Consider the following 20,029-nt stretch of genomic DNA (forward strand, 5'->3'; position numbering starts at 1 on the left):
ATATTTGTATCGTCTTAATAAACAACGGTCTTTTATATTATGAAGTACAATCAGTTTATTGCGGAACTTACCGCAGCAGGTTGTTACGTTTCCCGTCACGGTGCTAACCATGATATTTGGTATAGCCCTATAACTGGAGAATTATTCCCGATCCCCCGTCATGGAGGTAAGGAAGTTCCCAAAGGGCTGGAACGTAAAGCAAGAAAGGTGCTCGGGGTTTAACCCCGGCATCCTTGCTTCATAAAAAACTGTTTTATTAAGCGATTGGAGTCGGTATAGTGCCGGCTCCTTTATTCACAAAAAAAGAAAAGGTATATGAAAGTTACTGTAATCATGGAAAAGGCAGGCGACGGGTATTACTCATGTTTTGTTGAGGAGGATCTGCCAGGCTTCGGACTGGCTGGTTATGGTAATACCGCAGAGGCTGCAAAAGCGGATATGTTGAAAGCCTATGAAGATATTAAGGAAATGAAAGCAGCCGAAGGCGCAGACGTTCCAGAATTGGAATTTGTCTATAAATACGATCTGCAATCATTCTTCAATTACTTCTCATTCCTAAATGTGACGAAAATTGCGGAGGTTGCCGGCATTAATCCTTCATTGATGCGTCAATACACATCAGGAGTAACAGCAGCCGGACAAAAACAATACGACAAAATACGAATAGCTGTGGAGCAAATAAGCAAGGAACTTTCCTCCGCAACATTCTAAGATAGTGTACCGCCGGGAGGCGAGACCGTTTATATTAAGACAAAGTTAAGCCCGTTCCGGTTATCGGTTCGGGCTTTATTTATTGTCCTCACCCGATAATCATTGAGGATAGCCACAAGGATGAGGCAAATTATACAATAACCCTCTTTTTTGGCGTTTTTCTATTTCGCCCGAAATCTTGATCCATTTTAGATTGACTCTTTTCACGGTTTTAATCTTCTTTACTGACAACAGATGGAGTGAGGTGCGCAGATTGTCTGAAAAAGCGTACAATTTGATTACCGAAAACAGAAAATATCGGCAAAGTGATAAAGCTTAACTCCCGAAGAATCGAATATTTCAAAATAAAACGGACGACGTTCCAAATATCTCAAGGAAATTTTGGAGACTGGTTGCCGTGAGGTGCGCAGAAAATAGCCTTGACCCGGCACTTCATCGCTCTGAAGGTTGACTTCGTACTATATGAAGTCCGACTTCAGGGCAACAAAGTGCCGGATCAGAGCGACAAAGTCCCTCTTCATGGCGATAAGGTGCAGGAAAAGAGGAATAAGTCCCTTTTTGAGGTCTAAAAAGCGGATTAACATTTGTTTTATTTCGGATGTCTTTCGAACCGGAAAAATACGTTTTTTACAATAAGCCCCCTCTGCCGCAGGCTCTCTTTTACCAAATAATGAATTTATTTATCCCCAATGATTATCGGGTGAGCCAAGAATACTCCAAAAGATCAAGTTGTGCAAATATTGTGCAACTCATATAAATCAAAAAATCGCAAACAACTATATTACAGTTATTTGCGATTCTGCCAAGTGATTCCGGAGCGATTCGAACGCTCGACCCACGCCTTAGAAGGGCGTTGCTCTATCCAGCTGAGCTACGGAACCATCCTTATTTGCGGTGCAAAGGTAGTATTATTATTTGAATATGCAAAGGCTTTTATTCCCTTTTTCGCCTTAGTTGTTATAAATCGGCTGTTCCTACTGGCAAAAGCCCCTACTCCATCGTTTTATGCAAAACCATACTTCACATCCTTTCTTAAATATATAGTTCGCCCATCCGATGTCACCCCTTCTATCAGCACAGTATAGGAACTTGCTTCATCCGCCGTATAAAACGAAAATTCAGCTTTGCCCTGTTCGGAAAGAATGACATTCGGATTCCAGTATAGCGTGGTCCGTAGATCCTGGACTTCCGAGGCTTTTTGTTCTTTTGTTTCATATACAGGAGAATAAAACTCTGCGGGACGCTGGAAACCGAGAGGGAACAGTTCACAGATATTAGGGGATGTTTTATTCGGTTTGTTTTCCGAATCCGAATAAAGTTTTGTCAGAATATAGATAACGCCGTTCTGCGTATTCAGACCATAGATATTGGAGCGAGGCGGATAGATCACTTCTACGCTTTCTACGTCAAGGACGTTCAAACTATTCAAACTTCCCTCAAAGCCATCGATCAGAATTATCGGACTTTCCCCCAACGCTCTCGATAGGGATATTGACCCATCTGTCACCTTGCACCCCGGAATAAGTCGCAATAAATCACCCATGGTCGAAGGTTTGAAACGTTTGATATAATCCGGCTTCAATACGAAATCCCCCCATTCCCCATTTCCGGAAAATGGATTCCTGGAAGGCTTTTCTTTCCGATCAGCTTCTATCACCACCTCTCCTAATTGAAGATTCCACATGACCGAATCATTAAAATAGCGTTGATAAGCTTTCCTTCTGTAAGATGCAAGAATTTCACCTCCGTTCGTTTGCAACTTCGTTTTATCGACCTCCGGAAAGTTCGGAGGAATTACCCGGATTCCAACTTGATCCCCACCCCTTGCTGTCAAAGCTGTCAAAAGAAAACGGACACTATCCGGGAACTCGAACCCTTCCAAACGAAAACGCCCTTCCCTATCTGTAACCGTATCCCTGACAAATGCACCTTTGGCAGCCAAAGCAGTCACCTTCGCTTTTCTGACAGGTCGGTTCAAAAGCAATTCTTTCACCTGACCATCTATGTACTGACCTAACTCCAATTGGTACTCTGACGGTCTTTCCGGTTTCCCCGCTAATACTTTCATATTATCATACCGCCTCCATCCCTGCGTCAGCATCAGGCAATCCAAAGCACGTTCCGACAGCAAATTACAGCTGAAATAAAATTCAGGTTTCTCTATATATCCTCTTAGATCGGATGAGAGCAACAGATAAGAACGAATTGTCAATGTCGTATCCGGCATCAGGTCCTTGCGGTCTGTAACCGAAACAGAAAAGGAGCCGGAAAGCGGATTGCCTTTTCCGTCCGAGACTTCAACGACAGACTGAATCCGATCACGGACATTATAGGAAGCACGATCTGTCGAAAACGATATCTCTGCCTGATCATCATTCCGACAGAAAACCAAACGCTCGCTGACAGATTCCAGTCTCTCATTCAACAATAAAAGCTGCAACACACCGGAAGGGAACTGATGTTTCTCAAAAAGCAACACTGAATGTGAATTATCCCATTTACCTGCATATTGAACAATACCACGCGAATGGATAACCAAAGTGTAATCTTCCGTGACACTTGCCAGATCGTCCGACTTTGTCAAAGAGACCACCAGTTTGTCGCGCATCCAGCGAGCCTGAATATTACAAATTCCCTGTTTGGCCGATGGGAAGGAAAATCGTTTTACTATTCTTTCTTCATTCCGGCATTCCGCCACATATTTCTTTCCTGCTTCCAGTTGTACACCCATTACGCCCATGCCGGCATGGATCGTCTCGAAATGAGTAACCGTGTCTCCACATTCATCCAGCAATACGCCCTTTACCTTCTCCGCCCGCCCGTCACTGTTCAAGGCTTTAACCCCGACATGCGTCAAAACGCCTGCCGGCAAATCGCCACCCTCGGGGAAAAAAGAGACGTCATAGTCTTTGCTGAATACAGTCGTCGTATTCTCTTCCTCTTTCACTCCCGCGCCAAGAGTCCCGACTGTAATCTCCCGTATAAAGAAATAGTCCGATCCCCAATTCCGCATATAATTTGTATAAGCACGCACATGGTATTTCCCGGAAGAAGCCTCTTTCGGAACATCTATGTAGCCAGAAAATACATTTTCAAAAGGACGCAGCTTCACCCGCATGACAACCGTATCTTCGCTCCCGATCAACTCCGCATACACATAACGGCTCAGCAAAACAGGACAATGCGTCGCCGCATCCACCTGATGCACACGAAACCAAATCCTATCGCCCGGCATATACACCGGCCGGTCAGTTTGAAGATAGAGCTTTTCTTGGGGATAGAGTTCTAACTGAAGCTGATATTTCGTCGCAATTGAATCGCTGATGGCAGCAACCGTATTTTGAATGCTTCCCAATAACAAAAAGATCAAAGCCAGAAACAGCCCTGAAATTCCTAATCTGCCTGACTTTCCCATATCAAGTATGATTTAAAGACTATGCTTCAAATATAACGAAAACAACAACATCAATGAACTTTTCATTCACAAATATCGCTTCTAAAAACATAAAACTATCAAAACGGATACCCCACCGCGAAATGCCAAGCGAAGTTGTCGTGGAAGTTGGGGTGCAGGATGGCCCATTTCTTTTTGCCGGTTTCTTGCGGGTTGTAGGCTTTCATACCGGTGTCGAAACGGATCAGGAAGAAATCGAAATCGAGGCGGAGGCCTAATCCATAGGAAGCGGCGATCTCCCTGTAGAAACGGGAGAAGTCGAAGTTGCCGTTCGGACGGCTCTCATCCTTATGGAAGGTCCAGATATTACCGGCGTCGAGGAAGGCGGCCATCTCGAATTTCCAGAACAGCTTGGTGCGATACTCCAAGTTCAGGTCCAGGCGGATGTCACCGACCTGCTGGGCGAACGACTTAACCGAGTCGGCCGGCATGCTGCCCGGACCAAGCGAACGGACAGACCATCCGCGGACACTGTTCGCGCCGCCGGAAAAATAACTGCGCTCGAACGGCAGCATCTTCGAATTGCCATAGGGATAACCGACACCGACGCCGACATGGAAAGCCAACTTATTGCGGCTGTCCAAGACGATGCTTTTACTGAAGTCCACATCGCCTTTCACAAACTGGGCATAATTGATACCAAACAGCTTATACCGCCCTTCATCATCTTTATCCGCTCCGGTCATTGCAGAAAGTGCATATAACAGGTTTCCCGCCATCTCGAACGACAGCCGCATGGAATGCGTGTTACGCAAACGGTTCTGGGGATTATAGTTGTTAAAGGAATATGTATATCCGGTCCCCAAAATAAACTGGTCCGTGAAGTTATAGAGCAAGGTCGATTCAGGCAGCGAATCCCTAAACGACTGGCTGATCTTCGGAAGATGCACATAATCGATATCCAACAATTTGAACACATGACGTGCCTGCATATTGCTCCGCTCCTGCCAGATGTAATTCCATCCGGCCGAAACAATGGCACGCTTGAACTCCGGCCGGGTTTGAATGCTGTAACTCATTTTCAACTCGGTAGTCGCACGTATCTTACGACGGAAATCTTCTTTCAGGAAAGGGAAAAGAAAACGGGGAAACAGAATAGAAGCCTCAGTTCCGAATTCCCAGAAATTATTACCTTCCGACTGATTGCCGGACAATGCCTCATAAGCACCACGGACTTTGGCCGAAAACACTTCCGAGCCTTTGAACAGATTACGGTGCTGATAATTCAAGCTGGAGGCAAAACCAAAATCACCCGCCGAGTTCGTCCCTTCCACATCGACCCCGAATCCTTGCAGTTTGGCAGGCGAAGTCAGAATGGTACAGCTCAGCTTCATGGTGTCGTTTTCTTCTACCTCTGAAAAGCGGATGTTCACATTGCGCAAAGCCCGCAAAGTGGCAAAAGAGGAATAAGTCTGCTCGATTGTCCGCTCATTATACAGGCGTCCCGGCGTGATATAGTTGCTCTTGCGCAAGACTCCCGGGCGGATGCTTCTTCCGTTTTTGCCATACAGGATATTGATATTGCCTGCTTTGACCGTATCATACGGCATTTCATTATCCGCTTCTAACGTCAAGGGATTATAATCCGTCACGATCGAAACATCCTTGATATAGTATTGCCGGTGCAACGTATCGACTACGCTCCGTCCGGCTTTTGCAACCGATAGGGCTTGAGCAGCATATCCAGGTCCACGATATTCCGGTTGAAAGAACTGTCGGCGATATAGGACAGATAATCGCGGTTGAAGGCATAATATCCGCGCCGGCGAAGCAAGGTCGTGATACGCTGCCGCTCCTTGTCGAGCACATCGCGGTCAAAAAGGGCGCTGTCTTTTATCAAAGAGGTGTAGTCGTCCGAATAGGTACGGAAAGCCGAGGCGAATACCGAACGGTGGGGCGGCTTAAGCCGAGCGATACTGTCGATCTTCGGGTCGCTCAGTTCCATCGAATAGTCATGTATGCGATAAGGCGTATTGGATACGATATTATACGTCACGACCGCTTTCTTGTGCTTTGAAGTATCGATAGATGCCGAAACATCCGCATTCACATACCCTTTATTGATAAAGAAACGTTCCAACTCGTCGACCGACTGTGTGACCAGCGTCGTATCCAGGATAACCGGCGCCTCTCCCATCCGGCGAAGCTGCTTGTTGATCCATCTTTTCTCATTCCGCCCGGACCAGTCGTACACGAACAACTGCCATTTCATCAATCCGAACGCCTTGAAGTTAGGTTGCTGTCGCAAATAGGGTTTCAGTTCGTTATTCTTATAGGTCTTATTATCCGATACGATTTCGATTTTGTCCAGCAGGTATTCTCCTTCGCCGACAAATTTAGTCGAGCTACAGGAGGCTAAGAGCAATATGAAACAAATGAAATATAGTATTTGGATTCCCTTCATCATTCAAGCTTTTACGCACGCAAATGTAACTGAATTTAAAGAAATTCCCGTACATTTGCCGCATAAAAAGAGTAAAGATGCTGAGCAAAGGGAAACTAAAATACATCCATTCGTTAGAAATGAAGAAATATCGGAACGAACTGAATGCATTCGTTGCCGAAGGGAATAAACTGGTTGCAGACATGCTGCACGCTTTCGAGTGTGAACTGATTCTCGCCAAACCGTCCTGGATGGCGACGCAGGGAGACATACCGACGAAAGAGCTGTTAGAAGCGGACGACGAAGACATCCGCAAAGCCAGTTTCCTGAAAACCCCGCAGGATGTACTTGCCGTATTCAAGCGCCCCACCTGGTCGCTCGCCGAAGCCGATCCGGCGTCTTCACTCGTGCTGGCGCTCGACGGCATACAAGACCCGGGAAATCTCGGAACCATCATCCGGCTTGCCGACTGGTTCGGTATCGAACATATCGTTTGCAGCCTCGACACGGCGGATGTGTTCAGCCCAAAAACAGTCCAGGCGACAATGGGAGCATTGGCTCACGTAAAAGTCCATTACACCGATCTGGCAGTCTACCTGAAAGCGCAGACGGAGAAACAGATCCCGCTGTTCGGCACATTCCTTGACGGAGAAAATATGTACTCAAAGGAATTGTCTGCAAACGGAATTATCGTCATGGGCAACGAAGGAAACGGAATACGTCCGGAGATAGAAGAATTGATCGATCAGAAACTATACATTCCGAGCTTTCCGCCGGAAAGAGAGACATCAGAGTCTCTTAATGTAGCCATTGCGACAGCCGTCATCTGTGCCGAGTTTCGCCGCCGTCAAGGAAATGCCGTTCAATAACAACAGGCAGGCAGGCTCACCGATCCCGGCCGCTTGCGGAAGCCCTAACTCCCGGCAAACATCGAAGCCGGATTCCATGCCCATGAAATTATTGTTCCATGGGCATGGAATTTTAGTTTCATGGGCATGAAATTTCTCCCCGGTTTTCACGACCGGAAAAAGGATGCCGTCATAAAACTCCGTTCCTGCAATTTCTTCTTCCAGCGGAAAAACACCTGTCAGGACACCCTTGTCGTCCAGTTCGACATAGTGCATCCGGTAAAACTGTTTCCAGTAGATATAATGAGAAGCGACCCGTCGCATAGCACCTGTTTATTTTGGAATGGAATCCTGCACGGCCACCGAATCTTTAGGCATATCGGTCAAACGGCCATAGTTATACTTCATCAGGTTCAAGCTATCTAAATAGACTTTATAATAAGAGGAGTCTGCATTATTCATAAAGATATAGCCATACACCCGCTTGATGCGCTTGGTCGGAACCGTTTTCAATATCGTCTCGTGATAGCCGTCGCGAAGGATCTTGTCGTTTACGGTCACGATCGTATCGCCCTGGTCGGCACTGATACGCACTTCCGGCTTATAAGCCATATCCTTATTGAGGCCCCAGACATGCATTCCCAGCACAAACGAACTGCCGGACGAATAATTTGTTTCCGGTTTGACATCGAATGTCACGCCGTTGAACAAAGCATCCGGTTCCAAGCGGAGGGAAGTACGGCGAGGCCAGATATCCACCGAGTCCTGCTTGGAGACGGGAGCCGCCGAAGCCTGCACATCGCCCAATGCTTTCTGCCGGCTATTCAGTTCATTCAGCACACGGTCGTACACCTTCATATAGATATCCAGGTTCCGGCCGTACCAGACCAACGAACTGTCATATTCGGCCTGGGTGATGCCATGTTTGCGGAAGATAGACTGAAACAAGGCCTCCTTATGAGCGTTATCGGGAAATTCCTTGCTGTTCAGGTTGATCATGGCTTCCGCCAACTGCATATCCACCTGTACAGCCTGCATTTTCTTTTCCGAAAGAAGACCATCGGGCACTTTGCTGCAAGCGACCGCCAGGATGCCTAACAACAAAACGACACTATATCTATGCAGTCTGTTCCGCATTTATTTTTTTCTGTTATTTTTCTTTTGAAAGACTTGTCGACAACGTGTGGCGATAGAACAGCAAAAGCAGGAAAACGCCTACACAAATAGCCGAGTCGGCCAGGTTAAAGATCGGACGGAAAAAGACGAACTCTTCTCCACCCCAGACCGGCACCCAATCAGGCAAAACCGTCTGTATCAAAGGGAAATAAAACATATCGACCACCTTTCCGTGCAACCAGCCGGCATAACCTCCGCCTTCCGGCATAAAGGTTGCCACCTGACCGAAGCTATGATCGAACACCACGCCATAAAAAACGGAGTCGATAATATTCCCGATCGCACCCGCGAAGATCAGCGAGATACAAGCGATAAAACCGAACGTGTAACGCTGTTTCACCAACTTATAGAGATAATATCCGATAAAACCGACCGCCACGATACGGAATACCGACAAAAACAGCTTCCCGATTACCTCTATCCCGAACGCCATCCCCGGATTCTCCGTAAAGTACAGATAGAACCACGGAGTGATCTCGATACTCTCATGCAACTGCATGTGAGTCTTAATCCATATTTTAAGAGCCTGGTCAAGAATAAGGAGCAGCATTATGATTAACACTGCTCCCCAACCTTTGGAATATCTCATTTACTTAGCACCTCCCTGTTTAGCTTCGATACTCAAAGTAGCGTGAGGCACTGCACGTAATCTTTCTTTCGGGATCAATTTACCGGTTTCGCGGCAAATACCGTACGTTTTATTCTCAATCCGGATCAATGCAGCCTGCAAGTTCTGGATAAACTTCATCTGACGCTGTGCCAAACGGCCAGCTTCCTCTTTCGACAAAGTCGCAGCTCCCTCTTCCAACACCTTGAATGTAGGAGATGTATCGGCGACATCATTACCGTCAGAATTCGTGACACCGGACCTCAACAACTCATAATCTTTCTTTGCCTTATCCAGCTTTTCCAATATTATGGAGCGGAACTCCTCGAGTTCGGCATCCGAATATCTTGTCTTTTCTGCCATGGTTCATTAATTTTAGGTTCTACAATAGAATATATATCAGCGCTCCCTGTCGCAGTCCAAATATACAACATTATTTATATGCGGCAAGGAGCTCTTTCTTTTTTTATTAAAAATCATACTTTTTCAATGCGCACAGACAACTTGAAATCTTCGAAATCAAGTTCCGTAGCATCGCTGATCACATCCGTAATTTCCACTGACACAGCCAATACCTGGTTGGCGATATACGAATTGAAATCCTGGATCGCCTCATCTGTCACATCGTTGGAAAGAACCGTTACCGAAATCTTATCCGTGATGTCGAAGCCATTGCTCTTACGCAAATTCTGGATACGGTTCACCAACTCGCGCGCCAGACCTTCCTTGCGGAGCTCTTCCGTCACGGTGATATCCAGTGCGACCGTCAGGCGTCCTTCGTTGGCAACCAGCCAGCCCGGTATGTCTTCGGAGATGATTTCCACGTCTGCACGTTCGACCACAGCCTCCTGTCCTTCGACAGTTAGCGTGAACGTTCCGGCCTTTTCGAAAGCGTTGATCTCGTCCTGGCTCATTGCTGGATAGCAGCAGCCAACGCTTTCATGATCTTGCCATAACGCGGGCCCAACTTCTTGAAATCGGGTTTGATCTTCTTCACCAAAATACCGGCAGCGTTATCGACAAACTTCAGTTCTTTCACATTGACTTCATTCAAGATCAGGGCTTTTACCGCCTCGAGGCTTTCCTGCTGATGCGCATCCACAACCGGCACCATAATGGTCTGCAACGGCTGGCGCACCTTGATGTTCACCTTGCGGCGCAGAGCCAGCACCATAGACGAAACATCCTGTGCCATCTGCATACGTTCTTCCAGATCCTTGTCGATCAGCACTTCGTTGCAAACCGGGAACTCGGACAGATGAACAGATGCAACCGTCTCACGTCCGGTAGCGGCAATCAGGTCGCAGAACAGCTGGTCGGCATAGAACGGCGCGATCGGCGCCATCAGCTTGGCAACAGTTTCCAGACAAGTGTACAGCGTCTGATAAGCAGACAGCTTATCGGTTGTCATGCCTCCACCCCAGAAACGGCGGCGGTTCAGACGCACATACCAGTTACTCAGGTTATCGTTGACGAAGTCGGAGATTGCACGTCCGGCACGCGTCGGTTCGTACGCATCTAAGAATCCGTCCACATCTTTCACTAACGAATTGAGCAACGACAGAATCCAGCGATCGATCTCCGGACGTTCTTTCCAGTCCACATCCGGCTCTGAATAGTCGAAGCCGTCGACGTTCGCATACAGAGCGAAGAACGAATAAGTATTATATAATGTGCCGAAGAACTTACGGCGAACCTCTTCGATACCATCGATATCAAACTTAATGTTATCCCACGGAGATGCATTCGTAATCATGTACCAGCGCAGCGGGTCGGAACCATGCTGCTCGATCGTACTGAACGGATCGACAGCGTTGCCCAAGCGTTTGGACATCTTGTTGCCATTCTTATCCAGCACCAGGCCGTTGGAGACAACAGCTTTATAGGAAACACTGTCGAATACCATCGTTGCGATAGCATGCAGCGTGAAGAACCATCCGCGTGTTTGGTCCACCCCTTCCGCAATGAAGTCGGCCGGATAGACCTTACGGTCGTCAAACAGCTCCTTGTTCTCGAACGGGTAATGGATTTGTGCATACGGCATCGCACCGGAATCGAACCAGACGTCGATCAGGTCCGTCTCGCGCTTCATCGGCTTGCCACTGGCGGAAACCAGGATCACATCGTCCACATACGGACGGTGCAAGTCGATCTTCTCATAGTTCTCCTTCGTATATTCACCCGGTTTGAACTTCAGCTCCTTATACGGATTAGCCTCCATCAAGCCGGCCTTTACGGATTTCTCTATTTCATTGTACAGCTCTTCAACCGAACCGATGCATATTTCTTCCGCCCCGTCTTCCGTCCGCCAGATAGGCAGCGGAGTTCCCCAGTAGCGGCTACGGCTCAGGTTCCAGTCCTGCAGGTTTTCCAGCCATTTGCCGAAACGTCCCGTGCCGGTGCTCTGCGGCTTCCAGTTGATCGTGTTGTTCAACTCGATCATCCGTTCGCGACAAGCCGTCGTGCGGATAAACCAGCTATCTAACGGGTAGTATAGAACCGGCTTGTCCGTCCGCCAGCAGTGCGGATAGTTATGCACATGTTTCTCGATGCGGAACACACGGTTCTGCACCTTCAGCATCATGCAGAGCTCGATATCCAATGTCTCGTCTTTTTCACCTTTCGCCTGGTCGTAAGCGTTCTTCACGAACTTGCCCTGCCAGGGATCATAGTCAGCCGCATTCATACGCGTCTGTACGAACTCCGGATCGAGGTCTTCCAGCAGATAGAACTTACCGGTCATATCGACCATCGGACGCTGGTTGCCGTCCTTATCGGTCAGCATCAAAGGAGGCACGCCGTTCGCTTTTCCCACACGGTCGTCATCCGCACCGAAAGTCGGGGCGATATGAACGATACCCGTACCGTCTTCAACCGTCACATAGTCACCTGTGATAACACGGAAAGCGCCTTCTCCCGGATTCACCCAAGGGATCAGCTGCTCGTAGTGCATACCGGCCAGTTCCGGACCTTTCCACTCGCCTACGACCTTAAACGGAATCAGTTTATCGCCCGGCTTGTAATCGGACAATGCCAGACCGGCAGCCTTCGGATTGAAATGTGCATCCAGCAAATCTTTCGCCAGCACAACCGTCATCGGCATACCTGTATATGGATTGAAGGTCTGAACAGCCACATACGTGATATTCGGCCCCACGCAAAGCGCCGTGTTAGAAGGCAATGTCCAGGGAGTGGTCGTCCATGCTAAGAAGAACGGATCGCCGAACTCCGCCATTTCCGGTTTCGGGTCAAGGATGCGGAACTGCGCCGTACAAGTCGTGTCCTTCACGTCGCGATAGCAACCCGGCTGGTTCAGCTCGTGCGAGCTAAGGCCAGTTCCGGCAGCCGGCGAATAAGGCTGTATGGTGTAACCTTTATAGAGCAACCCTTTCTTATAGAGCTCCTTCAGCAGGTACCACAATGTTTCGATATACCGGTTATCATACGTGATATACGGATTTTCCATATCCACCCAGTAACCCATCTTCTGTGTCAGGTCCTCCCACTCCTTCGTGAACTTCATCACGTCGCGGCGGCAGGCTGCGTTATATTCAGCCACAGAAATCTTTTTGCCGATATCTTCCTTGGTTATACCCATTGACTTTTCGACACCTAACTCTACCGGCAGTCCGTGTGTGTCCCATCCGGCCTTGCGGTTCACGAGATATCCTTTCATCGTCTTGTAACGACAGAAAATATCTTTGATCGAACGGGCAATCACGTGGTGAATACCAGGCATACCGTTTGCAGAAGGAGGTCCTTCATAGAACACAAACGAGGGATGTCCTTCACGTATTTCAAGACTCTTATGGAAGATGTCGCCATCCTGCCATTTCTTCAGCACCTCTTTATTGACGTTCGACAAGTCAAACTTCGAGTATTCGGCAAATTTCTTACTCATATCGCGTTATATTTATCTATCTTCTCAAAAATTGCCGCAAAGGTAGCGATTAAATCCGAATTAGGCAATAAGAAATCAGCAATGCCACCACCTCCGAATAGTTCTTGCGGCCGGAGGGGATGTTGTTGCCTTTCAGGAACCAGTTGTAGGCGGTGGATTGGACTTCGCCGATCAAAGGACTGTATAAAGACTGCCAATAGGCCGTCTTACGGTTGTAGAGGTCTTTCACTTCCGGGGAAATGGTTGCTTTCCAGGCGTTAAACTCTTCTTCCGGCAACAATCCGTAGGCATTGCCCAGCACATAAGGCAGCAATGCGAAATAAGCGGAAAAACGGATCTCCGGCACTTCGGAACGCGCACAGACCAGAAAGCCGTACAAGTTCGCTTCCGCCTCGCTGGATATGCCCAACACATGCGCCATCTCGTGGGCATACGTAAACGGATACTGCACCGGAAGCAGCTTCGGGTTCAGATTGTATTCGGTAAAGAACGGCCCCATATAGCCCAACACGCCTACGCCGCTCATCAGCGAAGGAATCAGCATCGGTTTGGGACGCAGATAACCGGCAGGCCGGACCAGGCCGAAACGCCCGTCGATCTCCCGATATCCTTTCTTTGTCTCCGCTGCAACGACCGCCTTGTCGATCGCTTCGACCGGGACAAAAGAGGCATTCAGCGAATCGGTATAGGCAGACAGAAATGAGCGGAAAGTGTCGGCGGAATAAGCGGCATACGGAATCTCGGTCCGGGTAAAAAAATCCTTCCTGAAATAATTCAATCCCCAAGCCAGATAGAACCAGAGGTAAATCCAGAAAAGATACTCCGCCATCCGTCCGGCGATCACTGCCCATCGACGCTTTCTCCAACGGGCATAAAACGGATACAGGCACAAGCCGATGATACTCCCATAGATCAGGCAATCGCCCACAGAGAAGAGGAAAAGAGAAGAAAAACGGGACAGCAAAGACGAAACGGGCGGATAAACATTCCGCGCATACCATTCGCCGGCAGCGGGCGAAGCCTGCACACACCAGACCAGAACAAGCCCGGCAGCCAATATAATCCAGCGGATCCGTATCTTTTTAATCCATTCCGTTCCTTTCATCCTAACAACAAAGATAAGCAATCCCCGTCTACTCTCCAAACGGATGGACGAAGATGAAACGCGCCCCTTTGTCGTAATCGGGATCGACTGTCAGCGTCCCGCCCAGGCGGATAGCGATCGTCCGGGCAATAGGCAGTCCCAAGCCTGCCCCGGGGATAAATTCATTCACCTTTGCGAAGCGGTCGAAAATGACTTCCTGCTTATCCAACGGAATGCCGCATCCCGTATCGGTGACGGTAAAGACAACCTGCCGATTCTCCCGGTCGACACGATAGTCGAGGTTGATTTCTCCCTGCACGGTAAATTTAACGGCGTTCGACAACAGGTTGTTCAGCAATTGTTGTAAGCGCAAATCATCGGTTTTCAGGATGAAATGATCATCCGAAGCGGTAAAGCCCAACTTGACACCCGGCTGCACCCGATGCCTGATTCTCTCCTGTGCATTCTGGCAACATTCGGACAGGTCGCAATCTTCCAGTATGACACTGAAAGAATCCGATTCGAGCCGCGACAGGTCTAACACGTCATTCACAAGCCCGAGCAACATATCGGTGTTGTTCTTGATTATTTTGAGATACTCGTTCCGCTCGGCCTCATCGGCATCTTGCAGCAGATCGGCAAACCCGACAATCGCGTTCAGCGGCGTCCGTATCTCATGGCTTATATTGGCGACAAACGACGTTTTCAGACGATTGGATTCCTCCGCCTGTTCTTTAGCCACACGCAGGCTTTCGGTGGTTTCGATCAACGTCTCGCGCTCGACTTGGAGATCATTCTTTAATTTACGAGTACGATTGGAATAGCGGAATAAGACATACAGCAACACCAACAGCATGCAGGACACAAGAATAGAGGCCGTGAGCTGTAGCTGCTTCTCGGAAAGTTGCCGTTTCTGATAAAGCAATTTCTGTTCCTGCATTTTCTTGTCGTTCAGGTCGTGCAGCATACGAAGCTGGTTCAATTGGCGGGTGAAAGCCGTCACATTCGTCTGCTCGACCAGCGACAGCAATTCGGCATACTGTTTCAACGCCTCATCCGTCCTTCCGGCGGCTTTCAGGATATCGACTTTCAGCTTCAGCGGTTCGGACGAATAATCGACAGCAAGCACTTTATCGATCTCCCGGAGCGCCTGCGGATAATCTTTGATAAAGAAATAATAGCGGGCCATCGCCAAATCATATACGGACGTAACATCCGGTCCCATGCTTTCATCCATATAAGAAGGCAAAAGACTTACGGTTTCACGCGCTTTCGGAAGATTCTTTTCCGCCACATACAAATTAAGATAATTGGCATACAGCAAGCACTTTTTGGCCTTAATCGGATAATTTTCCCTAATATCAGACTTATAGCTTTCAATTTTCTGCAACGATTCTTCGAAACGGGCAAGAGTCGACTTCACATGATCCAACTCGTCAAGATGCAAATAGGCGATCAGCAGATAGGGAATAATCTGAAGTTCATAATCCGGCTTGCTTTTTGTTTTCAACAGGTCCAACGCTTCCTCGAAAGCAGTCACCGCATCGCTGTCCCGTCCGATCAGCAAATAAACCAGGCCCAAATATTCATTACTGGATATCAAGCCCGTCATATTATTCTTTTCCTTGGACAACATCTGAAGCATCACAGCCTCGTTCATCGCCAATTCATATTCTCCGTTAATCAGATAATACCGGCAGTAATAATTCAGAAAATCGAATTTTGCCAGAGGGGTTTCCCGGCGTGCTTTTGTCACGGAATCGACCATATTGCCCCAATAAGTCAGGCTATCCAACCGGTTGATATTACAATAATAACGCCCCAATGAGGAAAGGGCGCTGTAATAATATCCCATTGAATCGACTTCTCCGGCAAGCTCTACCAATGATTTCAGATAGGGCACTTCCATCGGGGTCTCCCAGTTTTGCCGGGACAATTCATACAAAGCCTTGAGCCTCTCACCCGCATCATCCGTTCTCCCATCAGTCCTGCAAGATCCGTATAGATCCGACAGGAACAGACAAAAAACGATCAACACCCCTTTTACGTATATATGCCTCTCTTTCATACAGCACCGCTCCATCTATTGTTTTTCAAAGATAGAGTTTTTTCCATAATGCTGTATGCGTTTTCCGGTAAATAATGAATATTAGGGCATAAAGAGATTAAGAACAGGAAATATTCTTATTCAAAATCTTCTTTGCCTCCGCTTCCGATAGATTCCGGCGGCGGGCATAATCCTTCATCTGCTCTCCGTCGATATTTCCGATCATAAAATACTGGGATTCAGGATGTGCGATATAAAGACCGCTGACAGTTGCCGTCGGGTACATCGCGCCGTTTTCCGTCAGCCTGACGCCGATCTGCGACATGTCGAGCAGGTTGTCCAACGTATAGTTGAGCAGCTGGTCCGGCAAGGACGGATAACCGACAGCCGGGCGGATTCCCCGGTATTTCACTTTGAACAGGTCGGGCAAGGAATACGATTCGTCCGGAGAATATCCCCAATATTCCTGGCGGACCTTTTCGTGCAGATATTCCGCCGTCGCCTCGGCCAAACGGTCGGTCAACGTCTGGAGCAACATCGAATTGTAGGTGTCGCCTTCTTCCTCGAACTTGTTTTTCAGAGATTCGGCGCCGGCACCGGCTGTCACGACAAACGCGCCGACATAATCCGTACGCCCTTCGGAAAGAGGCATCACATAGTCGGCAAGCGATTTATAAACGCCTTCCTCCTTCTTTGTCTGCTGGCGCAAGACAGGGATCGTGACCTCACAGACACGGAGATTGTCGCCGTCGCTGTTTGCCGGGAAAAAGCCGTAAATGGCTTTGCAATAGTCGGCATTCATCTCGATAAGACGGTCGAGCAGTTTCGCCGCATCCAGATAGAGCTGCATAGCTTCCGCCGCCTTCCCGCGCTCTTCTTCGGGAACGCCGGACAGCCAATTGGCACGGCAGGCATCGCAATCATGCAAGCTGGCGACAGAGGCAAAACGCCCGCTCAGCTTCCAAGCGCTGAAGAAAAATACCCAGTTGATATAGCCAGCCACTTCATCCAAAGGAACATGAGGGATCACGTGGATGCCCATCTGACGGGGAACCACCGGATTATAGTGCGTCCAGTCGACCGGCTGCGGATTGGCCCGCGCTTCGGCAAGCGAGACGAATACTTCTTTTTTCTTTTCCAACGAGGCGCGCAGCTCTTCATATTCCTTGTTCAGGTCTTCGATATAAGCATCGCGCATATCGGGGTTCAAGAGTTTGGCGGCAATCAACGGATTCTGCGAAGCGTCGAGCACATGGATCACCGGATAATCGTAATGAGGAGCGATCTTAACAGCCGTATGCAGCTTGGAAGTCGTAGCTCCGCCAACCATCACGGGAATAGTGAGCCCGGCTTTCTGCATCTCGTCCGTCACGTGCACCATCTCTTCCAGCGAAGGCGTGATCAGGCCGGAGAGGCAGACCAAATCAGGCTTCTCCTCGATTGCTTTTTTCACGATCACGTCCGCCGGCACCATCACGCCCAGGTCGATGACCTCGTAGTTATTACAAGCTAACACGATCGAGACGATGTTCTTTCCGATGTCGTGCACATCGCCCTTGACAGTAGCGAACAGCACTTTTCCGGCTTTCGACGAGCTGGAAGCGACCTTCTCCGCCTCGATAGCCGGTTGCAGGACCGCCACCGCCTTTTTCATCGTGCGTGCCGTCTTGACCACCTGCGGAAGGAACATCTTCCCGGCGCCAAACAACTCGCCGACCTTGTTCATGCCGCTCATCAACGGACCGTCGATAATGTCCACCGCACGCGGATAAACCTTCAGGGCTTCTTGTAAATCCTCTTCCAGGTGGTCGCCGATGCCTTTTATCAAGGCATATTCCAGGCGTTCCTTCAACGGATACTCGCGCCAGGCTTCCTGTTTCGCTTCGCCTCCCTCCTGCGCTTTGACGTGCAGGTTCTGGGCGTATGTGATCAGTTCTTCCGCCGCTTCCGGACGGCGTGCCAGAATAACATCTTCGAGCAGCGTACGGAAAGAGGGTTCGATATCTTCATAGAGCACGGACGACGACGGGTTGACGATTCCCATATCCATGCCTTTGCGGATAGCATGATAGAGGAACACGGAATGCATCGCTTCGCGCACATAATTATTTCCACGGAAAGAGAAAGAAAGGTTGCTGACACCGCCGCTCACCTTCGCGCCCGGCAGGTTTTGCTTGATCCATTCGACGGCACGGATAAAATCGAGCCCGTAGCCGTTATGTTCCTCCATACCGGTCGCGATGGCCAGCACATTCGGATCGAAAATAATCCCGTTCGGATCGAAATCGACTTTTTCCCGGAGGAGACGGTAGGCGCGTTCGCACACCTCTATCTTCCGTTCAAACGTATCGGCCTGTCCTTTCTCGTCGAAAGCCATCACGACCGTTGCCGCTCCCAACTGTTTGATACGCGCGGCATGTTGCAGGAAAGCCTCCTCGCCTTCTTTGAGGGAGATCGAGTTTACAATGCTTTTACCTTGTACGCACATCAGACCTTTTTCGATCACCTCCCATTTGGAAGAGTCGATCATGACCGGCACGCGGGAAATATCGGGTTCGGAAGCGATCAGGTTCAGGAACGTGGTCATCTCCTTCACAGCGTCGAGCATCCCGTCGTCCATGTTGATGTCGATCACCTGCGCACCGTCTTCCACCTGCTTGCGGGCGATCATCAAGGCTTCTTCGTAGTTCTCTTCCTTGATCAGGCGCAGGAACTTACGCGAACCGGCCACATTACAGCGTTCGCCGATATTGACGAAATTGTTTTCCGGCTTAACCTCCAGCAGTTCCAGCCCGGACAGCCAAAGACAGTCCGGCTTCGGGACCGGCACATGCGGCTTCGCGCCTTTGACCAGTTCGGGATATTTGGCGATATGGGCCGGCGTCGTCCCGCAACAGCCTCCTAAGATATTGACCAATCCTTCGTCGATAAAGGGCTTCACGTGGGCAGCCATCTTTTCCGGCGTCTCGTCGTACGAACCGAAACTGTTCGGCAACCCGGCGTTCGGATAGGCGCTGATATAATAAGGCGCGTGTTTCGCCAGTTCAGCTAAGTAAGGCTTCATGTCGGCAGCCCCGAACGAACAGTTCAGGCCGACACTGACAATATTGGTATGTTGTACGGAAGCCAGGAACGCCAGCAAAGTCTGCCCCGAGAAAGTGCGTCCGCCCTGTGCCGAAAGCGTCAGGGAAAGCATGATCGGCAGGTCTTTACCTTTCTCCTTCAAAACAGTCTCGGCAGCCTCCAGGCCGGCTTTCACATTGAGCGTGTCGAACGTCGTCTCAAACAAGACGATGTCCACACCGCCGTCCACCAAAGCCTCCACCTGCTCTTTATAGGCGTTATACAAATCCATATAGGTGACAGCCCTGAAGGCGGGATCACTCACGTCCGGACTCATGGAAGCCGTCTTGTTGGTCGGACCGACAGAGCCGGCGACGAATATCGTACGTCCGGGATGTTCCGCCATAAAGCCATCGGCCACTTCGCGCGCCAACCGTCCGGCAGCGAGGTTTATATTGCGCACCTGCTGCTCCATGCCGTAGTCTCCCATCGAGATGGCATTCGCGTTGAAAGTGTTGGTTGCAAAGATGTCCGCACCGGCATCCAGGTATTGGCGGTGAATGGATTTGATCACATCCGGGCGGGTGATGCACAACAGGTCGTTATTGCCTTTCAGGTCACCGGGCCAACCGGCAAACTGCTCGCCGCGATAGTCCTTCTCAGTCAGTTTAAACCCCTGGACCATCGTTCCCATTCCTCCGTCCAGAATCAGAATACGTTCTTTCAGGAGATTCAAAAATATCTCTTTATCCATT

General features: G+C 49.1%; 11 protein-coding genes, 1 tRNA gene and 2 pseudogenes. 3 read left to right on the top strand and 11 right to left on the bottom strand.

What is annotated here, in order from left to right; translation table 11 throughout:
* Window positions 1–39: 39 nt before the first annotated feature.
* Entirely contained in the window at window positions 40–222 is a 183-nt protein-coding gene (locus DW083_RS16960) for a type II toxin-antitoxin system HicA family toxin (protein WP_087346030.1), read from the top strand.
* Between the two features lie 93 nt (window positions 223–315).
* Complete coding sequence (locus DW083_RS16965; RefSeq protein ID WP_122333196.1) at window positions 316–711, top strand: type II toxin-antitoxin system HicB family antitoxin; 396 nt, start codon at window positions 316–318, stop codon at window positions 709–711.
* A gap of 807 nt (window positions 712–1,518) precedes the next feature.
* Here the strand turns inward: DW083_RS16965 and DW083_RS16970 are convergent.
* The 3 genes and pseudogenes from DW083_RS16970 to DW083_RS16980 all read right to left on the bottom strand — a co-directional run bounded on the left by DW083_RS16970 (window position 1,519) and on the right by DW083_RS16980 (window position 6,572).
* A tRNA-Arg gene (locus DW083_RS16970) sits at window positions 1,519–1,592 on the bottom strand.
* A 122-nt stretch (window positions 1,593–1,714) separates the two neighbouring features.
* Window positions 1,715–4,126, bottom strand: coding sequence for a TonB-dependent receptor plug domain-containing protein (locus tag DW083_RS16975; protein WP_122333197.1), 2,412 nt, complete (start codon window positions 4,124–4,126; stop codon window positions 1,715–1,717).
* A gap of 98 nt (window positions 4,127–4,224) precedes the next feature.
* Window positions 4,225–6,572, bottom strand: a pseudogene (locus DW083_RS16980) (BamA/TamA family outer membrane protein).
* A gap of 74 nt (window positions 6,573–6,646) precedes the next feature.
* Here DW083_RS16980 and DW083_RS16985 point away from each other — a divergent pair.
* On the top strand, window positions 6,647–7,417 hold the full coding sequence (locus tag DW083_RS16985; protein ID WP_122333198.1) for an RNA methyltransferase: 771 nt from the start codon (window positions 6,647–6,649) through the stop codon (window positions 7,415–7,417).
* On the opposite strand, the gene DW083_RS16990 is transcribed toward DW083_RS16985, so the two are convergent.
* The 8 genes and pseudogenes from DW083_RS16990 to metH form a co-directional block, all read right to left on the bottom strand.
* Window positions 7,337–7,720 carry a hypothetical protein gene (locus DW083_RS16990; protein ID WP_122333199.1) on the bottom strand — a complete coding sequence of 128 codons (384 nt, stop codon included), beginning with the start codon at window positions 7,718–7,720 and terminating at the stop codon, window positions 7,337–7,339. The genes DW083_RS16985 and DW083_RS16990 overlap by 81 nt on opposite strands.
* A gap of 9 nt (window positions 7,721–7,729) precedes the next feature.
* Entirely contained in the window at window positions 7,730–8,533 is an 804-nt protein-coding gene (locus DW083_RS16995) for a DUF4296 domain-containing protein (RefSeq protein WP_122333200.1), read from the bottom strand.
* 13 nt (window positions 8,534–8,546) lie between these two features.
* The gene (locus tag DW083_RS17000; RefSeq protein WP_115499544.1) at window positions 8,547–9,161 is read right to left on the bottom strand and encodes a lipoprotein signal peptidase; all 615 of its coding nucleotides are present in this window, start codon (window positions 9,159–9,161) and stop codon (window positions 8,547–8,549) included.
* Window positions 9,162–9,542 carry a TraR/DksA C4-type zinc finger protein gene (locus DW083_RS17005; protein WP_115499543.1) on the bottom strand — a complete coding sequence of 127 codons (381 nt, stop codon included), beginning with the start codon at window positions 9,540–9,542 and terminating at the stop codon, window positions 9,162–9,164. It abuts the gene before it with no gap.
* A gap of 113 nt (window positions 9,543–9,655) precedes the next feature.
* A pseudogene (gene ileS / locus DW083_RS17010) lies at window positions 9,656–13,080 on the bottom strand (isoleucine--tRNA ligase).
* Between the two features lie 49 nt (window positions 13,081–13,129).
* Window positions 13,130–14,185, bottom strand: coding sequence for a DUF3810 domain-containing protein (locus tag DW083_RS17015; protein WP_122333201.1), 1,056 nt, complete (start codon window positions 14,183–14,185; stop codon window positions 13,130–13,132).
* A 28-nt stretch (window positions 14,186–14,213) separates the two neighbouring features.
* Window positions 14,214–16,232 carry a HAMP domain-containing sensor histidine kinase gene (locus DW083_RS17020; RefSeq protein ID WP_122333202.1) on the bottom strand — a complete coding sequence of 673 codons (2,019 nt, stop codon included), beginning with the start codon at window positions 16,230–16,232 and terminating at the stop codon, window positions 14,214–14,216.
* A 97-nt stretch (window positions 16,233–16,329) separates the two neighbouring features.
* Window positions 16,330–20,028, bottom strand: coding sequence for a methionine synthase (metH, locus tag DW083_RS17025; protein ID WP_122333203.1), 3,699 nt, complete (start codon window positions 20,026–20,028; stop codon window positions 16,330–16,332).
* Window position 20,029: the final 1 nt, after the last annotated feature.

The sequence above is a fragment of the Parabacteroides sp. AF48-14 genome (genome assembly GCF_003477465.1).
GTDB lineage: Bacteria > Bacteroidota > Bacteroidia > Bacteroidales > Tannerellaceae > Parabacteroides > Parabacteroides acidifaciens.